Annotated in this window: 24 protein-coding genes; 12 read left to right on the top strand and 12 right to left on the bottom strand. The window is 69.6% G+C overall.

Annotated features, from left to right (window positions below; genetic code table 11):
- Positions 1 to 52: 52 nt before the first annotated feature.
- Together ACGFNP_RS42665 and ACGFNP_RS42670 are read right to left on the bottom strand one after the other, a co-directional pair.
- Entirely contained in the window at positions 53 to 1,114 is a 1,062-nt protein-coding gene (locus ACGFNP_RS42665) for a lysylphosphatidylglycerol synthase domain-containing protein (protein ID WP_358322396.1), read from the bottom strand.
- A 49-nt stretch (positions 1,115 to 1,163) separates the two neighbouring features.
- Entirely contained in the window at positions 1,164 to 1,982 is an 819-nt protein-coding gene (locus ACGFNP_RS42670) for a PIG-L family deacetylase (protein ID WP_358322393.1), read from the bottom strand.
- Positions 1,983 to 2,021: 39 nt separating this feature from the next.
- On the opposite strand from ACGFNP_RS42670, the gene ACGFNP_RS42675 reads away from it, so the two are divergent.
- The gene (locus ACGFNP_RS42675) at positions 2,022 to 3,128 is read left to right on the top strand and encodes a glycosyltransferase (protein ID WP_393328582.1); all 1,107 of its coding nucleotides are present in this window, start codon (positions 2,022 to 2,024) and stop codon (positions 3,126 to 3,128) included.
- Here ACGFNP_RS42675 and ACGFNP_RS42680 read toward each other — a convergent pair.
- The 3 genes from ACGFNP_RS42680 to ACGFNP_RS42690 all read right to left on the bottom strand — a co-directional run bounded on the left by ACGFNP_RS42680 (position 3,114) and on the right by ACGFNP_RS42690 (position 5,728).
- The gene (locus tag ACGFNP_RS42680; protein ID WP_393328584.1) at positions 3,114 to 4,571 is read right to left on the bottom strand and encodes a DUF2079 domain-containing protein; all 1,458 of its coding nucleotides are present in this window, start codon (positions 4,569 to 4,571) and stop codon (positions 3,114 to 3,116) included. The two genes, ACGFNP_RS42675 and ACGFNP_RS42680, sit on opposite strands and share 15 nt — an antisense overlap.
- A 90-nt stretch (positions 4,572 to 4,661) precedes the next feature.
- On the bottom strand, positions 4,662 to 5,042 hold the full coding sequence (locus ACGFNP_RS42685; RefSeq protein WP_393328586.1) for a hypothetical protein: 381 nt from the start codon (positions 5,040 to 5,042) through the stop codon (positions 4,662 to 4,664).
- A 131-nt stretch (positions 5,043 to 5,173) separates the two neighbouring features.
- Entirely contained in the window at positions 5,174 to 5,728 is a 555-nt protein-coding gene (locus tag ACGFNP_RS42690; protein ID WP_393328587.1) for a DUF1707 domain-containing protein, read from the bottom strand.
- 180 nt (positions 5,729 to 5,908) lie between these two features.
- Here ACGFNP_RS42690 and ACGFNP_RS42695 point away from each other — a divergent pair, with 180 nt between their 5' ends.
- Entirely contained in the window at positions 5,909 to 6,847 is a 939-nt protein-coding gene (locus tag ACGFNP_RS42695; RefSeq protein ID WP_393328589.1) for an anti-sigma factor RsbA family regulatory protein, read from the top strand.
- Between the two features lie 40 nt (positions 6,848 to 6,887).
- Here ACGFNP_RS42695 and ACGFNP_RS42700 read toward each other — a convergent pair whose 3' ends face one another.
- Positions 6,888 to 7,862 carry an aldo/keto reductase gene (locus ACGFNP_RS42700; protein ID WP_358322379.1) on the bottom strand — a complete coding sequence of 325 codons (975 nt, stop codon included), beginning with the start codon at positions 7,860 to 7,862 and terminating at the stop codon, positions 6,888 to 6,890.
- 245 nt (positions 7,863 to 8,107) lie between these two features.
- On the opposite strand from ACGFNP_RS42700, the gene ACGFNP_RS42705 reads away from it, so the two are divergent.
- Positions 8,108 to 8,737 (top strand): DUF998 domain-containing protein, encoded by a 630-nt coding sequence (locus ACGFNP_RS42705; RefSeq protein WP_358322377.1) that lies wholly within the window; start codon positions 8,108 to 8,110, stop codon positions 8,735 to 8,737.
- On the opposite strand, the gene ACGFNP_RS42710 is transcribed toward ACGFNP_RS42705, so the two are convergent.
- Complete coding sequence (locus tag ACGFNP_RS42710) at positions 8,698 to 9,063, bottom strand: hypothetical protein (RefSeq protein ID WP_393328590.1); 366 nt, start codon at positions 9,061 to 9,063, stop codon at positions 8,698 to 8,700. The genes ACGFNP_RS42705 and ACGFNP_RS42710 overlap by 40 nt on opposite strands.
- 58 nt (positions 9,064 to 9,121) lie before the next feature.
- On the opposite strand from ACGFNP_RS42710, the gene ACGFNP_RS42715 reads away from it, so the two are divergent.
- The 7 genes from ACGFNP_RS42715 (at position 9,122) to ACGFNP_RS42745 (ending at position 15,779) form a co-directional block, all read left to right on the top strand.
- Positions 9,122 to 9,604, top strand: a complete 483-nt coding sequence (locus tag ACGFNP_RS42715; protein ID WP_358322371.1) for a universal stress protein — start codon at positions 9,122 to 9,124, stop codon at positions 9,602 to 9,604.
- A 96-nt stretch (positions 9,605 to 9,700) separates the two neighbouring features.
- Positions 9,701 to 11,107 carry an APC family permease gene (locus ACGFNP_RS42720; RefSeq protein ID WP_393328591.1) on the top strand — a complete coding sequence of 469 codons (1,407 nt, stop codon included), beginning with the start codon at positions 9,701 to 9,703 and terminating at the stop codon, positions 11,105 to 11,107.
- Between the two features lie 270 nt (positions 11,108 to 11,377).
- Positions 11,378 to 12,808, top strand: coding sequence for a methionine--tRNA ligase (locus tag ACGFNP_RS42725; protein WP_393328593.1), 1,431 nt, complete (start codon positions 11,378 to 11,380; stop codon positions 12,806 to 12,808).
- Positions 12,809 to 12,865: 57 nt separating this feature from the next.
- Positions 12,866 to 13,843: a phosphotriesterase-related protein gene (locus ACGFNP_RS42730; protein WP_358322363.1), complete on the top strand. Its 978-nt coding sequence runs from the start codon at positions 12,866 to 12,868 to the stop codon at positions 13,841 to 13,843.
- Between the two features lie 41 nt (positions 13,844 to 13,884).
- Positions 13,885 to 14,271, top strand: coding sequence for an STAS domain-containing protein (locus ACGFNP_RS42735; RefSeq protein WP_219530398.1), 387 nt, complete (start codon positions 13,885 to 13,887; stop codon positions 14,269 to 14,271).
- Positions 14,272 to 14,281: 10 nt separating this feature from the next.
- Positions 14,282 to 15,175 (top strand): sigma-70 family RNA polymerase sigma factor, encoded by an 894-nt coding sequence (locus ACGFNP_RS42740; RefSeq protein ID WP_358322360.1) that lies wholly within the window; start codon positions 14,282 to 14,284, stop codon positions 15,173 to 15,175.
- Between the two features lie 133 nt (positions 15,176 to 15,308).
- The gene (locus ACGFNP_RS42745; RefSeq protein ID WP_358322357.1) at positions 15,309 to 15,779 is read left to right on the top strand and encodes a hypothetical protein; all 471 of its coding nucleotides are present in this window, start codon (positions 15,309 to 15,311) and stop codon (positions 15,777 to 15,779) included.
- Between the two features lie 326 nt (positions 15,780 to 16,105).
- On the opposite strand, the gene ACGFNP_RS42750 is transcribed toward ACGFNP_RS42745, so the two are convergent.
- Positions 16,106 to 17,011, bottom strand: coding sequence for a helix-turn-helix transcriptional regulator (locus tag ACGFNP_RS42750; RefSeq protein WP_393328595.1), 906 nt, complete (start codon positions 17,009 to 17,011; stop codon positions 16,106 to 16,108).
- A 186-nt stretch (positions 17,012 to 17,197) separates the two neighbouring features.
- Between ACGFNP_RS42750 and ACGFNP_RS42755 the strand changes: the two genes are divergently transcribed.
- Together ACGFNP_RS42755 and ACGFNP_RS42760 are read left to right on the top strand one after the other, a co-directional pair.
- On the top strand, positions 17,198 to 18,013 hold the full coding sequence (locus tag ACGFNP_RS42755; RefSeq protein WP_358322352.1) for an aminotransferase class IV family protein: 816 nt from the start codon (positions 17,198 to 17,200) through the stop codon (positions 18,011 to 18,013).
- Between the two features lie 123 nt (positions 18,014 to 18,136).
- Positions 18,137 to 18,748, top strand: coding sequence for an SMI1/KNR4 family protein (locus tag ACGFNP_RS42760; RefSeq protein WP_393328597.1), 612 nt, complete (start codon positions 18,137 to 18,139; stop codon positions 18,746 to 18,748).
- Positions 18,749 to 19,119: 371 nt separating this feature from the next.
- Here ACGFNP_RS42760 and ACGFNP_RS42765 read toward each other — a convergent pair whose 3' ends face one another.
- The 4 genes from ACGFNP_RS42765 to ACGFNP_RS42780 form a co-directional block, all read right to left on the bottom strand.
- Positions 19,120 to 20,271, bottom strand: coding sequence for a hypothetical protein (locus ACGFNP_RS42765; protein ID WP_358322346.1), 1,152 nt, complete (start codon positions 20,269 to 20,271; stop codon positions 19,120 to 19,122).
- A gap of 146 nt (positions 20,272 to 20,417) precedes the next feature.
- A complete protein-coding gene (locus tag ACGFNP_RS42770; RefSeq protein WP_358322343.1) occupies positions 20,418 to 23,135 on the bottom strand; it encodes a Tex family protein in 2,718 nt (905 codons plus the stop codon).
- Positions 23,136 to 23,162: 27 nt separating this feature from the next.
- Positions 23,163 to 24,326 (bottom strand): amidohydrolase, encoded by a 1,164-nt coding sequence (locus ACGFNP_RS42775; RefSeq protein ID WP_393328599.1) that lies wholly within the window; start codon positions 24,324 to 24,326, stop codon positions 23,163 to 23,165.
- Positions 24,327 to 24,402: 76 nt separating this feature from the next.
- The gene (locus tag ACGFNP_RS42780) at positions 24,403 to 24,837 is read right to left on the bottom strand and encodes an RpiB/LacA/LacB family sugar-phosphate isomerase (RefSeq protein ID WP_393328601.1); all 435 of its coding nucleotides are present in this window, start codon (positions 24,835 to 24,837) and stop codon (positions 24,403 to 24,405) included.
- Positions 24,838 to 24,855 lie beyond the last annotated feature (18 nt).

Genomic DNA, 24,855 nt, shown 5'->3' on the forward strand with positions numbered 1-24,855 from the left:
CGAATCACGCACAAGAGCCGTGATTGATTAACGCCGGTTGGGTTTGGGATTGTCACTGAGGGGCCTTCGAGATCGCGGACGGGGGCTCCGCTTCGGCGTTCCTGGCGTTGCGCCTGCGCAGAAGCGCCCACGCGCCAAGTGCGAGGCCGCCGAACGGGATCTCGATAGTGTAAGTCCAGAAGCCGAAGAGCAGTGCGGTCGCGGTCGCCGGAGCGGCTGCCACGCCGAAGGCGCCGGTCATCAGCACCACCACGCCGCTCTCCATGATGCCGGCGCCGCTCGGTGTCACCAGGGCGCTGGTCAGCACGCGGGACAGGGCGAAGACGGCGATCGACTGGGCCAGCCCCGGATAGGCGCCGGTGGCGTGCATGCAGACGACCATGATCGCCCACTGGAAGCCCAGGAAGAAGATCATGGCCAGCGACAGCGCGATCGACCGTGACTTCACGATCTCGGCGGTGTCCTTGCGCAGCCGGTTGAGCGCGTCGGAGGCGTGGAACTTCAGTCTGAGCAGCCGTACGAGGAAGTCGAGGCCCTTGCCCAGGAGGGCGGCGGCGCGGTCCCAGTAGAGGGCGGCGGCCACCACCGCGCAGAGCGCCAGGATCGACACCGCGCCCACCCAGCCGGCCTTGGCCACCGTCGGGTTGGGCGCCTTGCCGGCCGCCAGCAGCGCGATGATGCCGACGGCGGGCAGGATGAATCTGAACAAGGTGTTCCAGATGCCGCTGACCAGGGTCATCACCACGATCGGCCGGTTGGCGAACCCCCAGCCCCTGGTCATCCCGAACGTCAGCGCCACCCCGGCCGCGCCGCCGAACGGCAGCAGGTTGCTCACCGCGCTGCCCGCCGCGTTGAGCGCGAGCGCCTGCAGGTTGTTGAGGCCCGGCAGCGAGTTGGTGAGCACGAAGGTGTAGGCCAGCAGGCTCAGCAGCCAGAGCGCGCTCATCAGCGCGATCGTGCCCACGCTGAGGGTGCCGAAGAGCTTGCCGATCTCGTGCCAGGACACGGGTTTGCCGGTCAGCGAATGGACGATCTGCGGCAGGTAAACGACGAGGACCACGGCCAGCGCGAGGGACAGCGCGGACAGCGTGATCTGGAGCCATCTGTTCTTCATCGGGGTACAGTCTGCCGGTCGCGGGGGCGGCCCGGATCATGCTGGGGACTCATTTCGGCCACTGGTCCAGGGGATGACGCAGGCGGGTGCCGGGCGGAAGATCGCGCCGTACGTACCATTCGGTGCCGAAGACGAGCCGGTAGAGGGGGCCGGGCACCTTGAGCATGACGGCCAGGGTGCGGTCGCTGTCGCCGCCGGTGGCCTGGGAGGCGTGCGCGGACATCGACGCTCGCTTCTGTTTCGCATATTTCCGGACATTGACCCGGTGGGTGATCGTCTCACTCGCCGAGTAGGCGCTCTCGAAGGTCCGTACGTCGAACTCGGGCGGGAACCGGTAGAACTTGCCCGCCAGCTTCAGCAGCCTGACCAGCGGATCGCGGTTGACCGTCGCCTCCAGCACGACCGGCGTGCCCGCGATCTCGGCCGCCCGCCGGCCCACCCGGTGCACCTGGACGTGGTCGGGATGGCCGTAGCCGCCCGCCGGGTCGTAGATCGACAGCAGGTCGGCCCGCTCCTCCTCCAGGATGGCGGCCAGCTTTCCGGCCGCCTTCTCGGAGTCGGCGTCGATGAAGGCGTCATCGGGACGTTCCTCGGCGCTTCCGCCCTGCGGGCTCAGGCCCGAGTCGCCGTAGCCGAGGCACTCGACGCGGGCGCAGCCGAGCAGCGCGGCCGATTCGTACAACTCCTTCAGCCGGGTGGCGCGCAGCTCCTCGCCCGGCCCCATCTCGGCCAGGCCGCGCTCGCCGGCGGTCGCCACCACGAGGACCACGCGGTGACCTTCGGCCGCGAGCATCGCCATCGTGCCGGCCGTCAGCAGGGCCTCGTCGTCGGGATGGGCGTGGAAGAACACAGCGGTACGTGGAGGCACAAGGCCCAGATTAGTCTGGGAGGGGTGCGGATCTTTCACGTGAGTGACTGTTACCTGCCGCGACTCGGGGGGATCGAGGTTCAGGTCGCCGACCTCGTGCGTACGCAGCGCGAGGCCGGCCACGCCGTCGATGTGGCGACCGCGACCAAGGGTGAGCCGCTGCCCGGAGTCCACCGGATCGTCGCCAGGATGCCCTTCGACCTGCCGGTCCACCCGTTCGGAGTGGGGCATCTCACGCGGCGGCTGACCTCGTCGCGGCCCGACGTGGTGCATGTGCACATGGGGGCGGTCTCGCCGTTCGCCTGGATGGGGGTGCGGGCCGCGCGGCGGGCCGGAATTCCGTGCGTGGTGACCGTGCACAGCATGTGGGATCCCGTAACGCGTGGCGTCTACCAGTTGCTACGGCTGGCGTACGGCTGGCAGAGCTGGGGGTTGGTGGGCACCACGGTCAGCAACGCGGCGGCGGCGCCGATCCGGTCGGTCGCGGGGGAGGGGGTGCCCGTGCACGTGGTCTCCAACGGCCTCGACCTGTCGGGCTGGCGCCGCTTCGCGGCCGGCTCGGGAACGGCGTCGGAGGTGCGAGATGAGGTGCACATCGTGGCGGTGGGGCGGCTCGCGCCGCGCAAGCAGCCGGTGCGGCTGCTCAAGCTGCTCGACATGGCGCGCTCCCGGGTCCCGGCGGACGTCCCGCTGCGTGCCACGGTGATCGGCGACGGGCCGGCGCGTGCCCAGATGGAGCGGTATCTGGCCAGGCACGGCATGACGGGCTGGGTCTCGCTGCCGGGACGCTACACCCGCGAGAAGATCGCCAAGGTGCTGGAGTCGGCCGACGTGTTCGTGGCGCCGGCGCCACGCGAGTCGTTCGGGATCGCCGCCCTGGAGGCTCGTGCCGCTGGGCTACCCGTGGTGGCGCGGGCCCAGAGCGGGGTGGCCGACTTCGTCCGGCACGGCACGGAGGGGCTGCTCGGCCGCACCCTCGGCGACCTTGCCGACGCCGTGGCCCGCCTGGCCACGGACCCCGAGCTGCGGCAGGGCATGATCGCCCACAACCGCGCCGTGCCCCCGTCGGCGGGCTCCTGGCCGACCGTGCTGGCGGGCTTCGACCAGGCGTACGCGGAAGCTATTGGATCATCACCTGCGACGTAACACCACATAGCCATCGTGGTCGTACACCTTCGTGTAGCCCTCGGTCACCAGCCGGTTCACCTGGGCGCGCTGATCGTCGGGGGAGCCGAAGGGGTACTGCCAGCGCGCCGTGTCGGCCACCACCCAGTCGGCGCCGTGCGACTGGCCCGTCCAGAGCAGGACCGTGGTGCGGGACGTCAGGGCGGGCCCGAGGGAGTTCGCCGCCTCGACGGTGACGCCCCGCGGGACCTTGGCCACCGCCTCGGCGGCCGACGCGGTCGCGATCTCCTCGGCCTTGTAGAAGCTCGGATGGTAGAGCTGGTCCAGGGAGAATCTCGGCACCAGAGTGAGCGCGACCACGCACGCGCCGGCCGACCAGGCCAGCTTGAGCGAGCGGTCGTCCGAGCGCTTGAGCCGGCGCAGCAGCCTGCACAGCCCGTCGACCCCGGCGCAGAACAGGATCACCACCGTGAAGGCGTTGTACTGGAAATCGGCCCGCCACCACAGCTCGCGGTCCGACAGCATGCGTTCGAGCAGGTGCGGCAGCGCGACCAGCGACAGCGGCGACAGCAGGCAGAGCAGCAGCGTCGGCCAGGCCAGCAGGAAGAGCGTGTCGACCTTGGTCTCCTCGCTGAACGGCAGGAGTAAGGCGGCCAGCGGGTCGCGGAGCAGCGTCAGGATCGCGCTGGGCGCGTCGGGCCCCAGGTGGCCGTAGGCCCAGAAGTCCGCGCTCTCGCCGCCGGCCAGCGAAATGAGCGCGCCCCGGGTCAGCATGACCCCGCCGAGGCCGATCGCGGCGCAGCACAGCCCGCGGAACCTGTCGCCGGTGACGAAGAGGTAGAGGCCGAAGCCGATCACGGTGAGCCCCATGTCCTCCTTGACCAGGAGGAGCCCGCCCATGGCCGCGAAGGCGGGCAGGAAACGGTCCGCGTGGTAGCGCTCGATCATGATCGCGGTGAGCAGCGGGACGAACATCACCTCGTGCGCGTCGAACGCGATCGCCTGCGCGACGGGCCACGACAGCGCGTAGGCCACGGCGACGAGGTAGGCCGGGGCGGTCCCCAGCATCCGCCTGGTGAACAGCCAGATGAACGGGATCGCTGCGGCGAACAGCAGCGCCTGCGCCACGATCAGCGAGGCCGGGCCGTCATGGATCCAGTAGAACGGCGCGAGCAACGCGTAGATGGGCGAGAAGTGGTCGGCGAGCTGGAGGTAGTCGAGCCCCCGGTCGTGGAAGGCGCCGACCATCGGGATGTACGGCGGCCGAAAGTGCGCGTAGTTGCGCACGGCCTGGTCAACGATCACCAGATCGAACGTGCTGGCGCGATAGGTGGCCAGCTTGACCAGGCCGAGCACGGCGTAGACGGCGGCCGAGACCACGGCGATCAGCCCGACGCGCAGGCGGTTCGGCGTGATCCGGGCCGTCCAACGGGCGACGCCGGCTGCCAGAAATTCCCCCGTCACGGGCAGCAAGAGTAGACCGGTTTCACCTGAAGCGCGGTAGGGCCGCCGCACCGCGCCGCCCCCCGCGGGCGGTGCGGCGGCTGCGGTTCATCAGCCGCAGGCGCTCTGGATCTTGGCCGTGGCGGCCGGGATCTTCGCCATGGCGTCGGTCGCGGAGGTCGGGTTCTTCGCGTCGATCTTGATGCCCTCGAACACCGCACCCAGGTCATTGAGAGCCCCGGCCAGGTCGCCGTCGTACTTCCCGGCGAGGGTCTTGAGCTTGTCGGCCGTCTCCTGGGTGGCCTTGTTGAGGGCCTTGGGGTCGGCGGCCGCGGTGCCCATGGAGGTGGTGAACTCCTGGGTGATCTTGTTCACTTCCGTGGCCGCCTCGTTGCAGTTGACCGCGTTGCCGATGGCACCGCAAGCGGTGGTGAGGCCGGCAAGGGAGAGCGTCGCGACCGCGATGGCGATCCGACGACGAGGGGGAGTCATTGGTAATGCCCTTCGTTGCGTTCAGTGACGAAGCGACATTATGGAGCAACCCTTGATCCTTGGTTGCACCTCACTAGCACCATCTGTATCAAGTCGTTGTAAAGCTGGGCTAACCAGCGGCTAATCACCCATCAGTGGGTGAACCACCGCTTACGCGGATAGCGGACCGCCAGGCTCCCGTACTTCGTCTCGCCGCTCACCACCACATAGAGGGCGCCCGGCTGGGCACGGCCAGGTACGTTCGTCGTCACGGTGCTGCCCCAATCCGTGCGGAACCTGTCGATGTCGGCGGCGGCGCCGTCGGGCAGCACGATCTTGGCCGAGCCGTACTTGAGGTCGAGGTCGATCTCGACGACCGGATGGGGGATGACCGCCTCCGACAGGTCGAGCTCGACGCTGCCGTACTTGGAGGCGACCCTGAGCCTGCGGGGGACCGCCCAGTCTCCTGAGCGCTTGATGTGGCCGTTCTTGGACTCCAGCTCCACCACCTCGTCGACCGGCGGCCCGTCGGCCGGCAGGTCGGCGATCAGGCCGAGCAGGTCGCCGTAGGTTCGCGCGGTGAGGGCCAGTTCGAGCCGATCCTCCAGCTCCAGCTGGGTGAGGCGGCCTTCCATGAATGCTTCCTGCAGCTTTCGCGCACCACGCTCGCGATCCTCATCAGAGACGCGCATCTGCAAATCCGACATGTCCCGAGCATAGGTTCGGCTGATTCAGAACGGGAGGCGTCGGCCGGAGGGCGTACGCAGATCGAGGGGGAGCGGCCGGGGGGAGGGCTTCGTGGGCCGCACGATCTGGAGTTTCTTCATAACACCTGGATACCCAACGGATTGCCGTAAAGACCTCATCGCGAGGTAGCTTGAACTGTGATGGCGGCCGACCCCTTTGTGCACCCGGCACTCTTCTACCGAGGAGATCGGGAGTATGTGGCTGCCACCACGGCTTTTGTCCGTGAAGGGCTGAGTTTGGGAGAGCCTGTCGCGGTCGCCGTGCCGCCCAAAAATCTCGCCTTGATCCGGGCCGATCTGGGGTCCGAGGCCGACGAGGTGCTCCTGCTCGACATGACCAGCGCGGGGCGCAATCCGGGACGCATCATCCCCGCCGTGCTCCGCGAGTTCGCCGACCGCCACCCCGGCGGTCACGTACGGATCATCGGCGAGCCCATCTGGCCGGGCCGCACCGTGACCGAATATCCGGCCTGCGCCCAGCACGAGGCACTGATCAACTACGCCTTCACCGGCCGCCACGTCACGATCCTGTGCCCCTACGACCTCAACGGGCTCGATCCCGAGGTCATCCGCGAGGCCGAGCGGACCCATCCCGTGCTCCGTGACGGCTCCGGCGAGTGGCACAGCGGCGACTACGCGCCCCAGACGGTCGTCGACGGGCACAACCAGCCGCTCGGCGAGCCCGCCGACTTCCTCTCGCTCCGCTTCGACCACACCAACCTGGCCGCCGCGCGTGGGCTGGCCGCCAGGCGGGCCGCCGACCTCGGGTTCGGCCGCGCCAAGCTCGACGACATCCGTCTGACGGTCGCCGAGCTCGGCGCCAACAGCCTCGATCACGGCGGCGGCTCCGGGCTGATCAGGATCTGGACCGAAGCCGACCGGCTGGTGTGCGAGATCAGCGACACAGGCCACATCAGCGACCCGCTGGCCGGGCGGATGCCGGTCGATCCGCGCACGCCCGGCTCGCGCGGCCTGCTGATCGTCAACCTGCTCAGCGACCTGGTCCGCGTCCACACGCGGGCCGGCGCCACTGTGATCAGGGCCTACTTCGACCTGCCCGGCTCACGAGCCGATCACTGACCCGCCCGGCTCACGACTCGATCGCTGACATGTCCGGGGCTTACGACTCGATCGCTGACATGTCCGGATAACGTGCGCCGCGCACGGCGTCAGCCGGTACGGCCCGCGCCAGCTCGGCCAGCTGCTCGGCGGTCAGCGTGATCGAGGCGGCCGCGGTGTTCTCCTCCAGATACTTCAGCCGCTTGGTGCCCGGGATGGGCACGATGTCCTCGCCCTGGGCCAGCAGCCAGGCCAGGGAGAGCTGCGCGCCGGTGATCCCGGCCGCCGCGGCGATCCGCAGGACCTCGGCGGTGAGCCGGGCGTTGTGCTCGGCGTTCTCACCCGAGTTGCGGGGCAGCCACTTGCGGAAGTCGTCGTCGGGCAGCTGGTCGGCGGGCGCGAGCGTGCCGGTGAGGAAGCCGCGGCTGATCGGCGAGTACGCCACCAGCGCGATGCCCAGCTCGCGGGCCGCGGGCAGGATCTTGTCCTCGATGTCCCTGGTGAACAGCGAATACTCGCTCTGCAGGGCGGCGATCGGGTGCGTGGCCGCGGCCTTGCGCAGCGTCTCCGCGCCTACCTCCGACAGGCCCAGGTGCCTGACCTTTCCTTCCCGTACGAGCTCGGCCATCGCGCCGACCGACTCCTCGATCGGCACCTGGGGGTTGCGGCGGTGCATGTAGTAAAGGTCGATGTGATCGACGCCGAGGCGCCGCAGCGAGGCGTCGCAGGCGGCCCTGATGTACTCCGGGGTGTTGTCGATGGAGCGGCTCTCGCCCTCGCGCCTGATGCCGAACTTGGTGGCCAGCACCACCTGGTCGCGGCGGTCCTTGATGGCCCGGCCGACGAGCTCCTCGTTATGCCCACTGCCGTACATATCAGCGGTGTCCAGAAAATTCACGCCAAGCTCAAGAGCGCGGTGAATGACGGCTATCGACTCATTTTCATTGCCTTGGCCGTAAAACTCAGACATGCCCATGCAGCCGAGTCCGAGAGCGGAGACCTGCGGGCCACCGGTGCCGAGAGTGCGCTGGTTCATAGTCATCCTCTGTAGGCTTCTTTCCGGGTAGAGCTACAGACTGGCCCTTAGAGCGCGCTCTAAGTCAAATCGGCTACCGCCGACGGTACCTACCCTGAGGGGGCCTACCCCACCCAGGGGTGGTTTCCCGCAGGTCAGCGGGCATCCGCCCGAACTGCTACGACCAAGGTATTAAGGGGTCGTTCAGGGCTCGTTCGGGTCGATCTCCGATACTCCGGAAGCCCGTATTCCACGAGCTTTGAAGCATGAAGGCATTGCTTCTCAGCGGATTCGCGGCCATCGGCACCGGGGCCGGCGCCATGCTCACCTTGCACGCCGAGTCGGGTCTCGACCCGCTGCACAGCGTGATCAGCGAGTACGCCTTTCAGCCCCTCGGGTGGCTGCTGCCGACCTCGCTGACGCTCTTCGCGTTCGGCTCGGCACTGATCGCCGAGTCGCTGCGCCGGGCCGGAGCGAGCGTGTGGGTCGTCCTGCTGCTGCTGGCGTGGGGCGGGAGCATGTTCCTGATCGGTGCCTTTCCCACGGACCGCCCGGGCGTGCCGCTTTCGCTGTCGGGAGGCATCCATAGGTATGCCGCCTTCGCCGCTTTCCTGGTGATGCCGGTCGCGGGGATGCTGCTGGCCAACGCGCGGGTCCGGTACGCCAGGGCCGTACGGGTCCTGAGCGCGGTGGCGCTGGGCGCGCTGCTGCTCGTCGTGGTCCCCTACGTCGTGCGGATGTTCGGCATCCCGCTGTCCAACGACGAGATCCCCGCCGGGCTCACCCAGCGCCTCGTGGTCGTCACCGAGATCGGGGTGCTCGCCCTGGCCGGGTTGTCGCTGCTCAAGCCGTCGATTCAGCGCTCCCAGGGCGGCGTGTCGCCCATCTTGGCGTAGTACTTGGCCAGGTGCGACTTGATCCGATCGAGGTCGCCCTTCGGCACGTCGACTCCGCCCCTGGCACCGTCGACGACCCCGGCGGCGGAGATCACGGCCCGCGGGACGACCTTCAGCTCACCGCCCACGACGTCGGCGATCGGCAGCTTGTAGCCGCCGAACTCGTCGGCGTTGTCGCCGTCGTACCAGAGAAAGGCCTGGCGGTACTTCTCGTCCGGACCGTCCTCGGCGCCCGCCCACTTGCGCACGCGTTTGTCGGCCGCCGCCGCGTCCCACTCGCGGTCACGGTCGGCCAGAGGCAGATCCTTGAATCGAGTGACTGTCATATCCGCTGGCTACCCAGCTCGTGGGCGTGAAACGGCCCGCTCGGGAAAGAGCTCGGCTATGGAAGCAGCTGAAACGACCATTCTGATCGCGTACGACGGCTCGGACGACGCCAAGGCGGCGATCGCCTTCGCGGGCACGCTGCTGGCCGGTCGGCGCGCTGTTGTGCTGACCGTGTGGGAACGCCTGGGGATGGCCTCGGTGCGGGCGTCGGCCGGGTTGATGATGCCCATCGATGATTCGCCCGTCGAGGACGAGGCCGTCGGACAGGCCATGAGGCAGCTCGCCGAACAGGGCACGGAGCTGGCCAGGAAGGCGGGGTTCGACGCTACGCCGCGTTGTGAGCCGGACGCGCTCGCCGTGTGGTCGGCCATTGTGGAGGTGGCGGACGAGGTCGGGGCCACGTTGATCGTCACCGGGACTCGGGGGCTGGGCGGGGTGAAGTCGCTGCTGCTCGGGAGCACCTCCGACCGGGTGCTGCACCACGCGCACCGGCCGGTGCTGGTGGTGCCCGCACCGGACAAGCCGGACGCGCCGGATTAGCCGGGGTGCCGTTCGCCGGGCGGCCTTTCGCCCGTGGTTCTTTTGTCGGCGGTGTGGTGCATAGTGGCTGCCAGCCGGTTGAACGAGGAGGGCGGGGTGGAGCTGTCACGGCGTCTCGGCACCGCCGACGCGGTGGTCGTGGGGCTGAGCGCGATGATCGGTGCCGGGGTGTTCGCCGCCTTCGCGCCCGCCGCGGCGGCCGCGGGTGCGTGGCTGCTCCTCGCCCTAGCCCTCGCCGCCGTCGTCGCCTACTGCAACGCGACCTCCTCCGCTCGCCTCGCCGCCCTCTATCCCGAGTCGGGCGGCACCTACGTCTACGGCAGGCGGCGGCTCGGCCCGGTCTGGGGCTACCTCGCGGGCTGGGGCTTCACCGTCGGCAAGACCGCCTCCTGCGCGGCGATGGCGCTGACCTTCGGCTCGTACGTGGCGCCCGGCCTGGCCCGGCCCCTCGCCATCGCCGCCGTGGTGGCGCTGACCGCGCTCAACCTGTTCGGCGTCCAGCGCTCGGCCATGGCGGCGCGGGTGATGGTGGCGTTCGTGCTGGCGGTCCTGGTCGCGGTGGTCGCCATCGGGCTGCTGAACGGCCCTGACGCCTCCTCTGCCACCGGCTCCGGGGACGGTGCCCTCTCGGCGGACGGTCTGCCGTCGAACGCGCGCATCGTCGACAAGGACCAGAGGATCGACCTCTCTCCCGAGGAGACCGCCACACCCATCCCCAAGAACGACGTGTACGCCCGGTTCTACGCGATCGCGGTGCAGGTCGAGGAGGCGTACCACCCCACCGTGTGGGATGTTCTCCAGGGCGCGGGCCTGCTGTTCTTCGCCTTCGCCGGGTATGCCAGGATCGCCACGCTCGGCGAGGAGGTCCGCGACCCGGCACGCACCATCCCCCGCGCCATCACCGCCGCCCTGGCCGTCACGCTGGTGGTCTACGCCCTGGTCGCCGTCACCGCGCTGTCCGTGCTGGGCCCGATGTCGCTCGGCGCGTCCGACGCCCCGCTCGCCGACGTGGCCACCGCGTCCGGCGCGGCCTGGTTGGGGCCGGTGGTCAGCGCGGGCGCGGCGGTGGCGGCGCTGGGGGCGCTGCTGGCCCTCCTTCTCGGTGTCTCTCGCACCGTCCTCGCCATGGCCCGGCGGCGCGATCTCCCCGGGCTCCTGGCCGAGGTCCATTCCGCGACCGAGGTCCCCCGCCGGGCCGAGCTGGCCGTGGGCGTGGTGGTGGTCGGGCTGCTGCTGGTGGCGGACCTGCGTGGGGCGATCGGCTTCTCGTCGTTCGGCGTCCTGGTCTATTACGCCATCGCCAACGCCTGCGCGCTCACCCTCGGGCCGGACGAGGGCGCCCCGCCCAAGGCCGTACCGGCGCTCGGGCTGGCCCTCTGCCTGCTGCTGGCGGCGACCCTGCCGCTGACGTCCGTGCTCGCGGGCCTCGCCGTCTTCGCGGTCGGCCTGATCATCTGGAAGGTCCGCCATCGCGGAGCCTCCGTGACGCCGGAGCCTCCGTGACGCCGGAGCCTCCGTGACGCCGGAGCCTCCGTGACGCTGGGGCCTTCGTGACGCTGGGGTTCCGTGACGCCGGGTGCTCCGCGAGCTCGCGGGCTCCGTCCCGGGGGCGGGTGATTTACGAGTGCGCCGGTTTCAGCCGGAACGCTACGATGAGCGCATGACGACGCGACTGGTGATGATGGCCCCGTAGGGGCTTCCACCGACGACGTCTTGTTCGAGGCCCTGCGACCGGGGCCTCTCGTCGTGTCCGGGGCCCTCGGGAGACACACGATGTACATCACGACCACCATCCCTTATGTCAACGCCCGCCCGCATCTGGGGCACGCCCTGGAGATCGTGCAGGGTGATGTACTGGCTCGGCACTACCGGCGGCGGGGCGAGCCCGTACGCTTCCAGACCGGCACCGACGACAACTCGCTGAAGAACGTGCTGGCCGCCGAAGCGGAGGGCGTCCCGGTGCGTGAGCTCGTCGATCGGAACGCGGCCGCCTTCGAGGCCCTGCGCGAGTCGTACGACCTGACCTTCGACTCGTTCATCCGGACGAGCCATCATCCGGGGCATCGCCCGGGAGTCGAGCGGATCTGGCGGGCGATCGACGGCGACCTCTACCAGCGGCACTACGAGGGGCTCTACTGTGTCGGCTGCGAGCAGTTCTACAGCGAGGGGCCCTGCCCCGAGCACGAGGCGCCGTTGCAGCGGGTCTCGGAGCGGAACTGGTTCTTCCGCCTCTCGCGTTACCAGGACGCGTTGCTGGATCTCATCCGCGGCGGGCGGCTCAGGATCGAGCCGGCCGCGCGGCGGAACGAGGTGCTGGCGTTCATCGAGGCCGGGCTGGCCGACATCAGCGTCTCGCGCTCCGCGGACCGGGCCCGCGGCTGGGGCATACCGGTGCCGGGGGACCCTTCCCAGGTGGTGTACGTGTGGTGGGACGCTCTGGCCAACTACGTCACCGCGCTGGACGGCGGCGATTACGACCGCTGGTGGGTGGCGGAGCCGCGCAAGGTTCACCTGATGGGCAAGGGCGTGATCCGCTTCCACGCGGTCTACTGGCCGGCGATGCTACTCGCGGCGGGCCTGCCGCTGCCTGCCGAGATCTTCGTCCACGACTACCTGACCGTCGGCGGGCGCAAGATCAGCAAATCATCGGGAACGTCCGCGGACGCCGAGGTGATCGCGCGGGCCTATGGCGCCGACGCGGTGCGGTGGTGGTTGCTGCGCGAGGTGCCGCGGGTCGGCGACGCCGACTTCACCGTGGAACGGCTGGTCGCCAGGGCCGACGAGGATCTGGCCAACGGTGTCGGCAACCTGGTCAACCGGGTCGTCACCATGGTGCACCGGTTCCGGGACGGCGAGGTCCCCGCGGTCGCCGTTGACGCGGTCGCCGGACGTACCCTCGTCGAGGCCTGTGAGAGCGCGCCGGGGCGGGTGCACGAGGCGCTGGAGGAGTTCGACTTCCGCCGCGCCGCCGCCGCGGTCTGGACGATCGTCGAGGAAGCGAACAAGTACGTCGAACGGGTCAAGCCGTGGCGGCAGGAGCCCGGGGACCGGGAGACCTCGCTGTCGACGCTCGTGTACGCGTGCCAGGTGCTGGCCGTACAACTGGCGCCGTTCCTGCCCACAGGGGCGGCTCGCGTGGCGGCGGCGGTGCGCGGGGAACGGCTGCCCGAGCCCGAGCCGTTGTTCCCGCGGCTGGCCCATTGACGGTGGGTATGCGGCGGCCTAGGTTGGCGGCACCGACCAGCCGGTATGGAGGCGTGCATGCCCACCGTCAACACCGTTCGCGGCCCCGTCGACGTCGATGAGCTCGGTCAGACCCTGATGCACGAACACGTCTTCGTCCTCTCCACCGAGTATGTGGACAACTACGGCAAAGGTGCCTGGTGGGACGAGGAGTTCCGGGTCGCGGACGCGATCACGAAGCTCAACGCGGCGGCGGCGAAGGGCGTGCGGACGATCGTGGACCCGACGGTGTGGGGGATCGGCCGGTACATCCCCCGCATCCAGCGCATCGCCGCCGAAGTGCCGGACCTGCACATCATCGCCGCGACCGGCATGTACAGCTTCGACGAGCTGCCGCACCAGTACGAGTTCCGCGGTCCCGGCCTGCTCCTGGACATACCCGATCCGATGATCGACGATTTCGTGCGGGACATCACCGAGGGCATCGCCGACACCGGGGTCAAGGCGGCGTTCCTCAAGTGCGTGGTCGAGCAGAAGGGCCTGACGCCCGGGGTCGAGCGGATCTGCCGGGCCGTCGCGCAGGCCCACGTACGCACCGGCGCGCCGATCACCGTCCACACGAACTCCTTCACGCAGAGCGGGCTGACAGCGCTCGACTTCTTCGCCAAGGAGGGCGTGGACCTGACGAAGGTCGTCGTCGGGCACGCGGGCGACACCAACGATCTCGACTACCTGATGCGTCTGGCCGACACGGGCGCCACGCTGGGTATGGATAGATTCGGGCTGGATGTCTACAATCCGACCTCCGAGCGAGTGGCCACCATCGCCGCCCTCTGCCAGCGGGGATACGCTGATCGCATGGTCCTCAGCCACGATGCTGGGTGCTTTTATGACTACTTTGGGGCAGCTTGGGATGACGCGCTGAGCACGATGGCGCCCAACTGGCGCTACGATCACATCCACGACGAGGTCTTGGCCGCACTCCTTGACTCGGGTGTGACCGGCGATCAGATCGAGCAGATGCTGGTGTCCAACCCGAGACGCTACTTCTCGTAAAGTGGTGACATCGGATAAGCAATGCGGGTAGGTGGAACTGGGTGACTTCGGAGCAAGCCTTGTCGATCAGCCTCGGGCTCCAGGGACCGTGTGTCATCGCCAGGCTTACGGGGGATTTCGACTTCGGCTCCGCGGCCGAGGTGCGTGATCGCGTCACCAAGGCGTTGGATCTGACCCAGCCACCACTACTCGTCATCGACATGCAGGCGGTCAGCGTCTGCGATTCTTCGGGCCTTTCCGTGCTCGTTTATCTGCACAAGGCGGTGACCGCGTCCGGCGGCCGGTTGCTCCTTTCCGGGCTTAACGGCAGGTGTAAGCATCTGTTCGCCATCACCGCCCTCGACAAGTTCTTCGATATCCGCACCACCGCCGAACTCGCCATAGCAGAACTCAACGAACCGGGGAGTTCGCCGCCGTTTACCGGGTAGTCGCCGTGGTATGTCGGCCGAAGAGCCCGACCTGCTCGGCATGTACCTGGAGCAGATCGGAAAGACACCTTTGCTCTCCGCCGCGGACGAGGTGGACCTGGCACGGCGGATCGAGGCGGGGCTCTACTCGGGCTACCTGATCAGCCGTGGCCAGGGCACTCCGGAGCTCGAATGCGTCCGCCGCGAGGGGCAGCGCGCCAAGGACCTGCTCATCAGGTCCAATCTCCGGCTGGTGGTGGCCGCCGCCAGACGCTACGCCTTCCGTGGGCTTCCGCTTCTCGACGTCATCCAGGAGGGCAATCTCGGGTTGATCAGGGCTGTGGAGAAGTTCGACTACAAACGGGGTTACAAGTTCTCCACCTACGGGATGTGGTGGATCCGCCAGGCCATCGAACGCGGCATCCACGACAAGAGCCGCACCGTACGGCTGCCCACGCACGTCGCCGAAGAGCTGTCGCGGCTGACCAGGATCGCCCGGCAACTCACCGTCGACCTGGGACGCGAACCACGCGACGGCGAGCTCGCCAAGGCCGCGGAACGCTCACTCGGCCACGTCGCCGTGCTGCGGCGACTCGCCCAGGAGACGGTCAGCCTGGACGTGCCCGTCGGGGAGAACGGCGAGGGCAACATCGGCGACATGATCGCCGATGAGGACGGTCTCCAGGCGCAGGAGGTCATGGAGCGCCGCGCGCTCAACGCCGACCTGCATCAGGTGCTCACCTCGCTCCCACCGCGAGAGGCTTTCATTCTCAGGCTCAGGTACGGCCTGGCCGGCCAGGAAACGTGGACCTACACCGAAATCGCGGAACGCCTCGGGCTCACCAGAGAGCGCATCAGGCAACTGGAGAAACAGGCGTTGAAACGCCTGCGGCAGGGGAGTCGCTTGCTCTCCTGGGCTTCCTAAAGCCGCATAACCGGGTAATAGGGATGTGGTCGGACAACCAATTGACTCGGCCGTTTCCCTGACGGTTAATCGGGAGCCTGACGTCGCTTTCAACAGGGGGAAGCGGCAGCACGTCGTTGCTTATGGGGGCAACATGGTCAAGGGTCTCGTCGGCACGCTCTTATCCGTCACCTCGGCAGTGGCGGTGGTAGGGGCCGTGGTCGCGGCGCCGTCCGCCGCGAACGCCGCGGCTCCGTCTCCCGCTCTCGCGGTGGTGGCCGCGAACGCGCCAACCACCCTCTCCAGCACCGCCAATGCGCATCTGATCAAGTACAAGATCCACTGGGGCCGCTGCAAGGACACCTGCCGCGTCAAGGTGCGGATCACCAACATCTCCCGCACGACCCTCTACGCCGTCAGCCTGAACGCCCGGCTCAAGGTCAACGGCAAGAAGGTCGGGTCGTGCTACGACTACGTCGGCACCATCCGGGCCAAGCACTCCCGTTGGGGAGGATGCACCGTCAGGACTCGTACGCTCTCGAACATGTGGAACCGGTGGCTCGACGGCGAGATCCGCTTCGACCGTGACGTCAACACGGTCGTCCACTACGAGTATTACCGCTGACTAGGCCGCCAGGGGCCGCGCCCGGTCCGGCCCCCGGCCGTCAGGAGGTGACCATCAGGGCGAGGCCGATGAGGACCACAACCGGGACTAGCCAGACCACGGCCTCGGCGGCGAACTCCTTGTACATTGCGTAGATCTCCCTTGAGACGCCCGTGCGGGGGCGGCGGTAAAACGTTCATTGCGCAGCATAGCCGCCCCCACCCACGACTCCGGCCCATTTCCTGGCTGCTCGGTTGGCCGCCTTCGCCCGTCTTCGGTCGCCGCACTGCCTGCGTTCAGCCACTTTCGGCGGCGCCGCGGGCCGTCTTCGTTTGGCCTTCGGCGGCCTACCCCGTGGCGATCGCATCCGCGCCCCAGCTGGCCAGCAGCCGCAGGCTCTCCGCCGCGGTGGAGCCGGGCGGGGCGTTGTAGACGGTCAGGGACTGCTCGGGATCGTCGGGCAGCCGGAACGACTCGAAGGAAAGGGTGAGGTCGCCCACCAGCGGATGATGCAGGCGCTGGGCGCCGTGGTTCTTCTCCTTGACGTCGTGCCTGGCCCACAGGCGGCGGAACGCCTCGCTCTTCACCGACAGCTCGCCCACGAGCGCCGACAGCTGAGGGTCGTCCGGATAGCAGCCCGCGTACAGGCGCATGGCTCCGACGATGTTGGCTGCCTTCGACTCCCAGTCCACGAACAGCCGGCGATAGTCGGGCTGAAGGAACACCAGCCGAGCCCAGTTGCGCTCCCGGGAGGGCAATCGATCCCAGTCGCCGAACAGGGCCGCCGCCATCGGATTCCAGGCCTGGATGTCCGAGCGCGGTCCCGTCACGTACGCGGGCACCCCCTCCAAGGAGGCCAGCATCTCCCGGAGCGTGGCGCGTACCTGCTCCTGGCGCGGCGGCGAGTGCTTCTTCCGGTGCTGGCACTTGACCAGATGCGTGAGGTGTTCGTGCTCGGCGTCCGTCAGTCGCAGGGCACGCGCGATCGCGTCGAGCACCTCGGCTGACACGTTGGAGCCTCTGCCCTGCTCAAGCCGGGTGAGGTAGGCGACCGACACGCCGGCGAGTTGGGCCAGCTCCTCGCGGCGCAGTCCCGGCACCCGCCGGTACCGTCCAAAGGCCGGCAACCCGACATCCTCCGGCCTCAGCCGGGCCCGGCGGCTGCGCAGGAACTTGCCGAGCTCAGCGCGCGGATCGAACGGCCGCTCGCCGCCGGGATCCGCCGCCTCCTCCGTACCAAGCTGATCTCCCATATCGCCCATTATCGCTGGCTGTACGCACGCGACCGCGGACGAGACTGACCCTGGCAGTAGTAGGACCACTGGTCGTCAGCAGAACAGGGCTCTGGGAGACCGCGGTTCACCAGGGCAGGCTGATCCTCAGCCCCGCGATAGAGATGTCGGCGGGGCGCATCACCATGATCTGGGGAGAGACCTGCGATGAGTACCGCTGCTGCCTCTTTTGTTGTTCAACGTAATGGCCGGGCGGCGACCGGCGAGGAACTGGCGCCGCTCGCCTTCGCCGGCTATGCCCACTTCACTGCCATGCAGGTGCGTGGGGGCCAGGTCCGGGGCCTCGACCTCCATCTGGAACGGCTGCGGTCTGCCTCGGTGGAGTTGTTCGGCCGAGCGTTGCCCGAGAATCGGGTGCGGTCCTGTCTGCGGGCGGGTCTGGAGGCCGGTCCGGCTGACCTCTCGCTGATGGCCACGGTGTATTCGCCGGCGGGCGAGTTCACCGTGGCCGGGACTGATGTGGAGCCCGAGGTACTGGTCCGTACCGGGCCGGCCGCGTCTGGTCCGGAGGGCCCGCTGACGCTGGCGACGGTCGAGTACGAGCGGGTCCTGCCGGGCGTGAAGCATGTCGGCGAGGTGGCCAAGACGTATTTCCTCCGTCAGGCCGTTGGGCAAGGCTTCGACGACGCCGCCTTCATCGACCGTCGGGGTCGGCTCAGCGAGGGGTCGATCTGGAATCTGGCCTTTTGGGACGGCGCCGCGGTGGTGTGGCCCGCGGCCGAGATGCTGGGCGGAACCACGATGAGCATTGTCCGCCGCCAACTGAGCCGCCTCGGCGTCCCCCAGCGCGTCCAGGAGATCACGCTCGCCGACCTGCCTGCGTTGGCCGGGGGCGTGGTCATGAACTCATGGACGCCGGGTGTGGCGGTACGCCGGATCGGCTCTGTGCCTTTGCCTGAGGCGCCGTCCTTCTTGGAGCTGCTTCACCGGGCCTACCAGGCCGAACCGCTCACTTCGCCCTGAAGGCCGCTCATAGGGCTGGGGCAGTCGGCGCTGCTCCATGATCAGCGAAGTTGCCGATCCTGTCGCTGCTGGTCGGGACTTCGGTGGCAAGCCTTGCCACCCAAGCGGGGCTAGGGTGTGTGCGTGGGCGTGGTGACGCAAGCGTGGGCGCGGATCGAGGAGTGGCTGGCGCGGCATACCCCGGCCAGCGCGGCCGCCCTGGCCCCACCCGCCGACCCGGCCGACATCGCCGCCGCCGAGGCCGTGCTGGGGCTCGCCTTCCCGCCTGAGCTTGTCGAGTCGCTGCGCCGCCACGACGGCCAGCGCATCTGGGCGAACATCCTGCCCGAAGGGCCGCCGCTGTCGGCCGTCGGCATCGTCGACCACTGGCGCGCGTGCATGGACGTCGCCCCGAGCTTCGACGGGCTCACCCCGCACCGGCCGGGCGCCGAGCCGTGGTGGCACGAGCGATGGGTGCCGTTCGCCGCCCTGGACGGTGATGCGCAGGTGATCGACCTGCGGCCCGGGCCCGGGTACGGGCGGGTCGGCCTTACCGCGCACGACGGCCTCGGCGACTTCGATGCTGCCTGGCCCACGCTCGGCACCTATCTCACCGAGGTGGCCGACGCGCTCGCCGCAGGTGCTCCGGTGCGCTACTGGTTGCCGTACCTGACGGTCGACGGCGAGCTGTGGTGGAACACCGAAAATCCGGAGGTTGTGCTCGCAGGTGCCAGGCGTTTTGTCCCAACTCCCTGACATGGCGCACGTCGCTATCCGGTAGAGGCGCCGGAATGCTGGTGCGCGGTCAGGCCAGGCGCCGAAGAAAGACGATCAAGTCGCGAGTGAGCAGTTCGGGCTCATCGGCCGTAGCCAAGTAGCCGCGGTCGGACATCACCTTGAGGTGGCTTCGGCCGGCACCTTCATCGACTGCGGAGATCCGGTCTCACCTTCAGAGCGCAACCTTCACACGATGCCCGCGGCCTGCGTCTCGTGATCTCGCACTGACACCTCTGGCCGTCGATTCCGCAAGGTAGGTCCGAACAGTGCCGTGCGGCGCGTCGGCGTGCCCGCCAGGCGGCGGGACGGCAGGTGGTGGGACGGCAGGCGTGCGAGTCATAGGCCTGGCGTCAGTGGCCGTTCTGGGTCATGCGCTTGCGGAGGCCCGCGAGCGACTCGTCCGCCATCAGCGCGGGCAGGCGCGGCGCATCGGCCTCGATCTGCCGGAGCACCTCAGGGTCGCCGCCGTGGAAGCGGCTCCAGGCGCGGACCACGTCGGGCATGGCCGAGATGGCCGCCTCGGTCAGGATCGCCTCGCGCGGCAACCATGAGGTGAGGAACCGCGAGACCCGGGCCGGACTCCACCACAGGGGCCGATCGCCCACGAACTCGACAAGTTTCCCGAACGCCTCCTGCGCTCCGGGCAGATCCGGCAGATCCAGGAACCGGGACATGGTGTCGTCGGGCGCCTGCCGTACCGGATCGGGGACGGTCCGCGCGCGGGCGAGGGCCAGCGGGCGGACGGCGGGCAGGCTCTCGGCGATCGGCGCCCCCATGACGAGGTCCGTCATCTCGAACGCGTCCAGCACCCGCCCCGCTACCACAGCCGGATCCGCCGAACGCAGGTCCAGGTCGTCGAGGAACTTCGGCTCCTCGACCGTCGCATCGACCGCCAGGCCGCCGTTGACCTGGTCGATGCCCACGATCAGGACGTGCGGCTCCTTGCCGTCGGGGTAGCGGAACCGCAGAGCGGCCAGGGCCTGCTCGCCGTAGCGGTCGGCCTTGCCGTACCACGCCTGCTCACACACCACCTGCCCCATCCGCCCGGCCCACTCGGGCAGCCCTCGCACGGCCTCCTGCCCGGCTTCGCGCAGAACCTCTTGAAGGCTCTTGCCTCCTGGCTCCTGCGTGGTCGGGTGTCCGGTCTGCGGATCCGTGCCCGCGTACGGGCTGGTGCCGCTGGCTACGGTGTCGCCCGGTGCCTGAGTGTCGTCGTCGGCTGCCGCCTCGGTTGGGGGTGTGGCCGCTGCTTCGGCGTTGGTGTCGTCGTAGTGCGCCTCGTCGTCGTTCAGAGCTGCGGTTTCCACGACGGCCAGGGCGGCGAGGGTGAGGCGTGCCTCTGGAGTGCCGGCTTCGGTCAGCTCTCGTACGAGCGGGCGGACCTCTGTTGGGCGCAGTGTCGCCGTGAGCCGGGCCGCCCAGAGCTCTGTGCGCAGTGGTGAGCGCCACCTGAGCAGGTCGCGGGCCTGGGTGATCGCCGTGGTAAACGCAGTAGTGCTCACCCTCCGACCGTATCGCTCCGGCGGGCACGGCTGACTCGCCGAGATTCCGCCCGCAGCGGACCACCCGGCGGTGGGCGAGTTCGCCGGGTGAAGCCGACCGTCGGCCAGCGCGTTGGTTGCCCAGCGCGCCGGCCGACAGCCGGGAGTTACTGGTCGTCTCCGGTCAGGCCGGCCTTGCGGAGGGCTTCGGCCATGGCGCCCGAGGGGGCCGGGCGGCGGGCACCGCCGCCGCGCTGGCCGCCGTCTCCGCGACCCCGCTGACCACCGTCGCCGCGCTGAGCGCCGCCGCCACCTCGTGCGCCGTCGCCGCGACCGCCGGAACCGCCTCGTGCGCCGTCCCCACGGCCGCCGTCTCCACGTCCACTGGCGCCGCGACCGCTGTCTCCGCGACCGTCACCGCGTGCGCCGCCGCCAGAGGTGCCGGCTCCGGGGGCGCCGCCTCCGCGGGTCGCGTCGGCGCGACCGCCGGATCCGCGACCGCCGTCTCCAGCACCAGTCGCTCCACGGCCCGCTGCGCCGCGGCTACCGTCTCCAGCTCCGGCCGTGCTGCGGTTGCCGTCTCCGGCCGTGCTGCGACCGCCGCCACCCGCGCCGCGGTTGCCGTCTCCGGTCGGGCCACGGCCGCCGCCACCCGGACCACGACCGCCGCCCGGGCCGCGGTTGCCGTCGGCCGGGCCGCGGCCGGCGCCGCCGGAGCCGCGGGAGGGGCGGCCTTCGGGGGTGGTCTCGTCGTCCAGGCGCATGGTCAGGGAGATGCGCTTGCGGGGGATGTCGATCTCGAGGACCTTGACGCGGACGATGTCACCGGGCTTGGCGACGTCGCGGGGATTTGTCACGTAATTTCGGGACATGGCGGAGACGTGGACCAGGCCGTCCTGGTGTACGCCGACATCCACGAACGCGCCGAACGCCGCCACGTTCGTCACCACGCCCTCAAGGATCATGCCGGGCAGCAGATCGGAGATCTTCTCCACGCCCTCCTTGAAGGTCGCGGTCTTGAACGCGGGCCGTGGGTCACGGCCGGGCTTCTCCAGCTCGCGCAGGATGTCGGTGACTGTCGGCAGGCCGAACTTGTCGTCCGTGAACTCCTGCGGCTTGATCGCCCGCAGCGTCGCCGTGTTGCCGATCAGCGTCTTGAGGTCGGTCTGGACCGAGCCGAGGATGCGCCGGACCACCGGGTAGGCCTCGGGGTGCACGCTGGAGGCGTCGAGTGGGTCGTCGCCGCCCGCGATGCGCAGGAAGCCCGCGCACTGTTCGAACGCCTTGGGCCCGAGGCGGGCCACGTCCTTCAGGGCCGAGCGGGTCTTGAAGGGGCCGTTGGTGTCGCGGTGGCGCACGATGCTCTCGGCCAGCGTGGCGCCGATGCCCGACACGCGCGTGAGCAGCGGCGGGGAGGCGGTGTTGACGTCGACGCCCACGGCGTTGACGCAGTCTTCGACCACCGCGTCGAGGGAGCGGGACAGCTTGGTCTCGGCGAGGTCGTGCTGGTATTGGCCGACGCCGATCGACTTGGGGTCGATCTTGACCAGCTCGGCCAGCGGGTCCTGGAGGCGGCGCGCGATGGAGACCGCGCCACGGATCGACACATCGAGGTCGGGCAGCTCCGCTGAGGCGTAGGCCGAGGCGGAGTAGACGGACGCGCCCGCCTCCGACACCACGATCTTGGTCACCGACGGCATGTGCTGGACCAGCTCGCCGGCCAGCTTGTCGGTCTCGCGGGAGGCGGTGCCGTTGCCGATCGCGATCAGCTCGACGCCGTGCTTCTGCGCGAGCGCGCCCAGGACGGCCAGCGACTGGTCCCACTGCCGCTTGGGCTCGTGCGGGTAGATGGTGGCGGTGTCGACGACCTTGCCGGTGGCGTCGACCACGGCCACCTTCACGCCGGTGCGCAGCCCGGGGTCGAGGCCCATGGTCGTGCGGGTGCCGGCGGGCGCGGCCAGCAGCAGGTCGCGCAGGTTGGTGGCGAACACCCGCACGGCCTCGTCCTCGGCCGCCTGCCAGAGCCGCATGCGGATGTCGATGCCCAGGTGCACGAGGATGCGGGTGCGCCAGGCCCAGCGCACGGTCTCGTTGAGCCAGCGGTCGGCCGGGCGTCCCTGGTCGGAGACGCCGAAGCGGGAGGCGATGCGCATCTCGTACTCGGGGCTGTCGTCGGGCTCCAGCGTGACGGAGAGGATCTCCTCCTTCTCGCCCCTGAACATGGCCAGGATCCGGTGCGAGGGCAGCTTGGTGAACGGCTCCCCGAACTCGAAGTAGTCGGAGAACTTCGCCCCCGCCTCCTCCTTGCCCTCACGGACCGTGGAGAGCAGCCGGCCACGGCCCCAGAGCTGCTCGCGCAGCCCGCCGATGAGGTCGGCGTCCTCGGCGAAGCGCTCGATGAGGATCGCCCGCGCGCCCTCCAGGGCGGCCGCCGCGTCGGCGACGCCCTCGGTGAGGAACGTCTCGGCCAGAGCGGCCGGGTCGTGCGAGGGATCGGCGAGCAGCTGGTCGGCCAGCGGCTCCAGGCCCAGCTCGCGGGCGATCTGCGCCTTGGTGCGCCGCTTGGGCTTGTAGGGGAGGTAGATGTCCTCCAGGCGGGCCTTGGTGTCGGCCGCCATGATCTGGGCGCGCAGGTCGTCGTCGAGCTTGCCCTGGGACTCGATCGACTCCAGGATCGCCGCCCTGCGCTCCTCCAGCTCGCGCAGGTAGCGCAGCCGCTCTTCGAGCGTGCGCAGCTGGGCGTCGTCGAGGGCGCCGGTGACCTCCTTGCGGTAGCGGGCGATGAACGGCACCGTCGCGCCGCCGTCGAGCAGCTCGACAGCCGACAGCACCTGCCCGTCGCGTACGCCGAGCTCTTCCGCGATCCGCTGGTGAATAGAGAGCACTTGCCTGCCTTTCGATGGTCCCGCCGGTCAATTGTGCAGGACTGCGCCGTCTTTCATGACCAGAGTGCGCGCTGGGTGAACGACCACGGCCTCGGCCGGGCCGCTCGCGGGGACGACGACGAGGTCGGCCCGGTCGCCGGGAGCCAGGCCGTAGTCGTCGAGGCCGAGCATGCGGGCACCGCCGACGGTCGCCGCCTCCAGCGCGAGCTCGATGTCCTCGTCTCCGCGGAACGTGCTGCGGTAAGCGACGTGCATGGCGCGTTCGAGCATGTCGCCGCTGCCGTAGGGGCCCCACAGGTCGCGGATGCCGTCGTGGCCGCACGCGACCGTGACGCCCGCCGCCCGCAGCTTCTTGATCGGGGGCACGGGGAAGCTGTAGACGGCGGCCGTCACCAGCGCCACGCCGGCCTCGGCGAAGCCCTGGATCAGGCGGTCCTGGTAGGCGTCGTCGAGCTGGCCGAGCGCGTAGGCGTGACTGACCGCCACCCTGCCCGCCAGGCCGAGCACCTTGGTGCGCTCGGTGATGAGCTCCAGCTCCCAGGCGCCGAGTGAGCCGCCGTCGTGGAGGTGGATGTCGAGATGCGTGCCATAGCGCGCCGCCAGCCCGAAGATGACGTCGAGGTGGCGCACCGGGTCGCGGTCGATGCCCGCCGGGTCGAGTCCGCCGATCGCCTCGACACCGCTCTTGAGCGCCGCTTCGAGCAGGTCGGCCGTGCCGGGGTTGGTGAGCACGCCGTGCTGGGGGAAGGCGACCTGGCGCACGTCGATGGGGGAGCCCGCCGCCGCCTCCCGGACGGCCTCCACGCCGCGCAGGCCGACCAGCGGGTCGATGTCGGTGTGGGTGCGGACGTGAGTGGTGCCGTACGCGCTCATCCGGGCCAGCAGCGCGGCGACGCGTTCGACGCTCGGCACGCCGAGCTCGGCGCGGCGGCCCAGGTCGTTGCCGATGCGGCCGGCCAGCGTGTCGTCGGCGGAGTGAGGGACCCAGGGCCCGCCGTAGAGGGTCTTGTCGAGGTGGCAGTGCGCCTCGACGAGGCCGGGCAGCACGAGCTGGCCGGTGATGTCGAACGAGCGCGCCGCGGGCGCGTCGATCGTGGCCGCGACCCGCTCGATCCGGCCGTCCCGTACGAGGATGTCGGTAGGCATCCTGAGACCCCACAGCTGCCCGCCGTGGAGAAGCACGTCGGTCATGCCCAGCACCCTAAACGGCGGCACCGACGTTTCCGAGCTTCCGTCCAAGGTCATTTCCCGGACGGCGGTCTCGTCGTCAGATGGCGTCGAGGTGGGAGACGTTCGCCTGGTCGACGGCGTCCGTGCTCGGCGCGCCGGCCAGCCAGGCGTCGAGGATCTCCTCCAGCACCACCTCGGACGTCAGTCGCAGGCTCAGCGCCAGGATGTTGGCGTCGTTCCATTTACGCGCCCCGCCGGCCGTGTAGGCGTCGACGCAGAGCGCCGCCCGTACGCCCGGCACCTTGTTCGCCGCGATCGAGGCGCCCGTGCCGGTCCAGCAGCACACGACGGCCTGGTCGGCGCGTCCCTCGCTCACGTCGCGCGCGGCGAGTTCGGACGCCCACGCCCAGTCGGCGCGCTCCTCGGCGTTGAGCGCGCCGTGCGTGACCACCTCGTGGCCGCGCGTGCGCAGGAGTTGCACGACGCGCTCGGCCACGCCGTCCAGGCTGTCGGCCGCCACCGAAATCCGCATGCTCACGCTCACCTTTCC

Origin of the sequence: Nonomuraea sp. NPDC049269 (assembly GCF_043197155.1) — a bacterium.
GTDB lineage: Bacteria > Actinomycetota > Actinomycetes > Streptosporangiales > Streptosporangiaceae > Nonomuraea.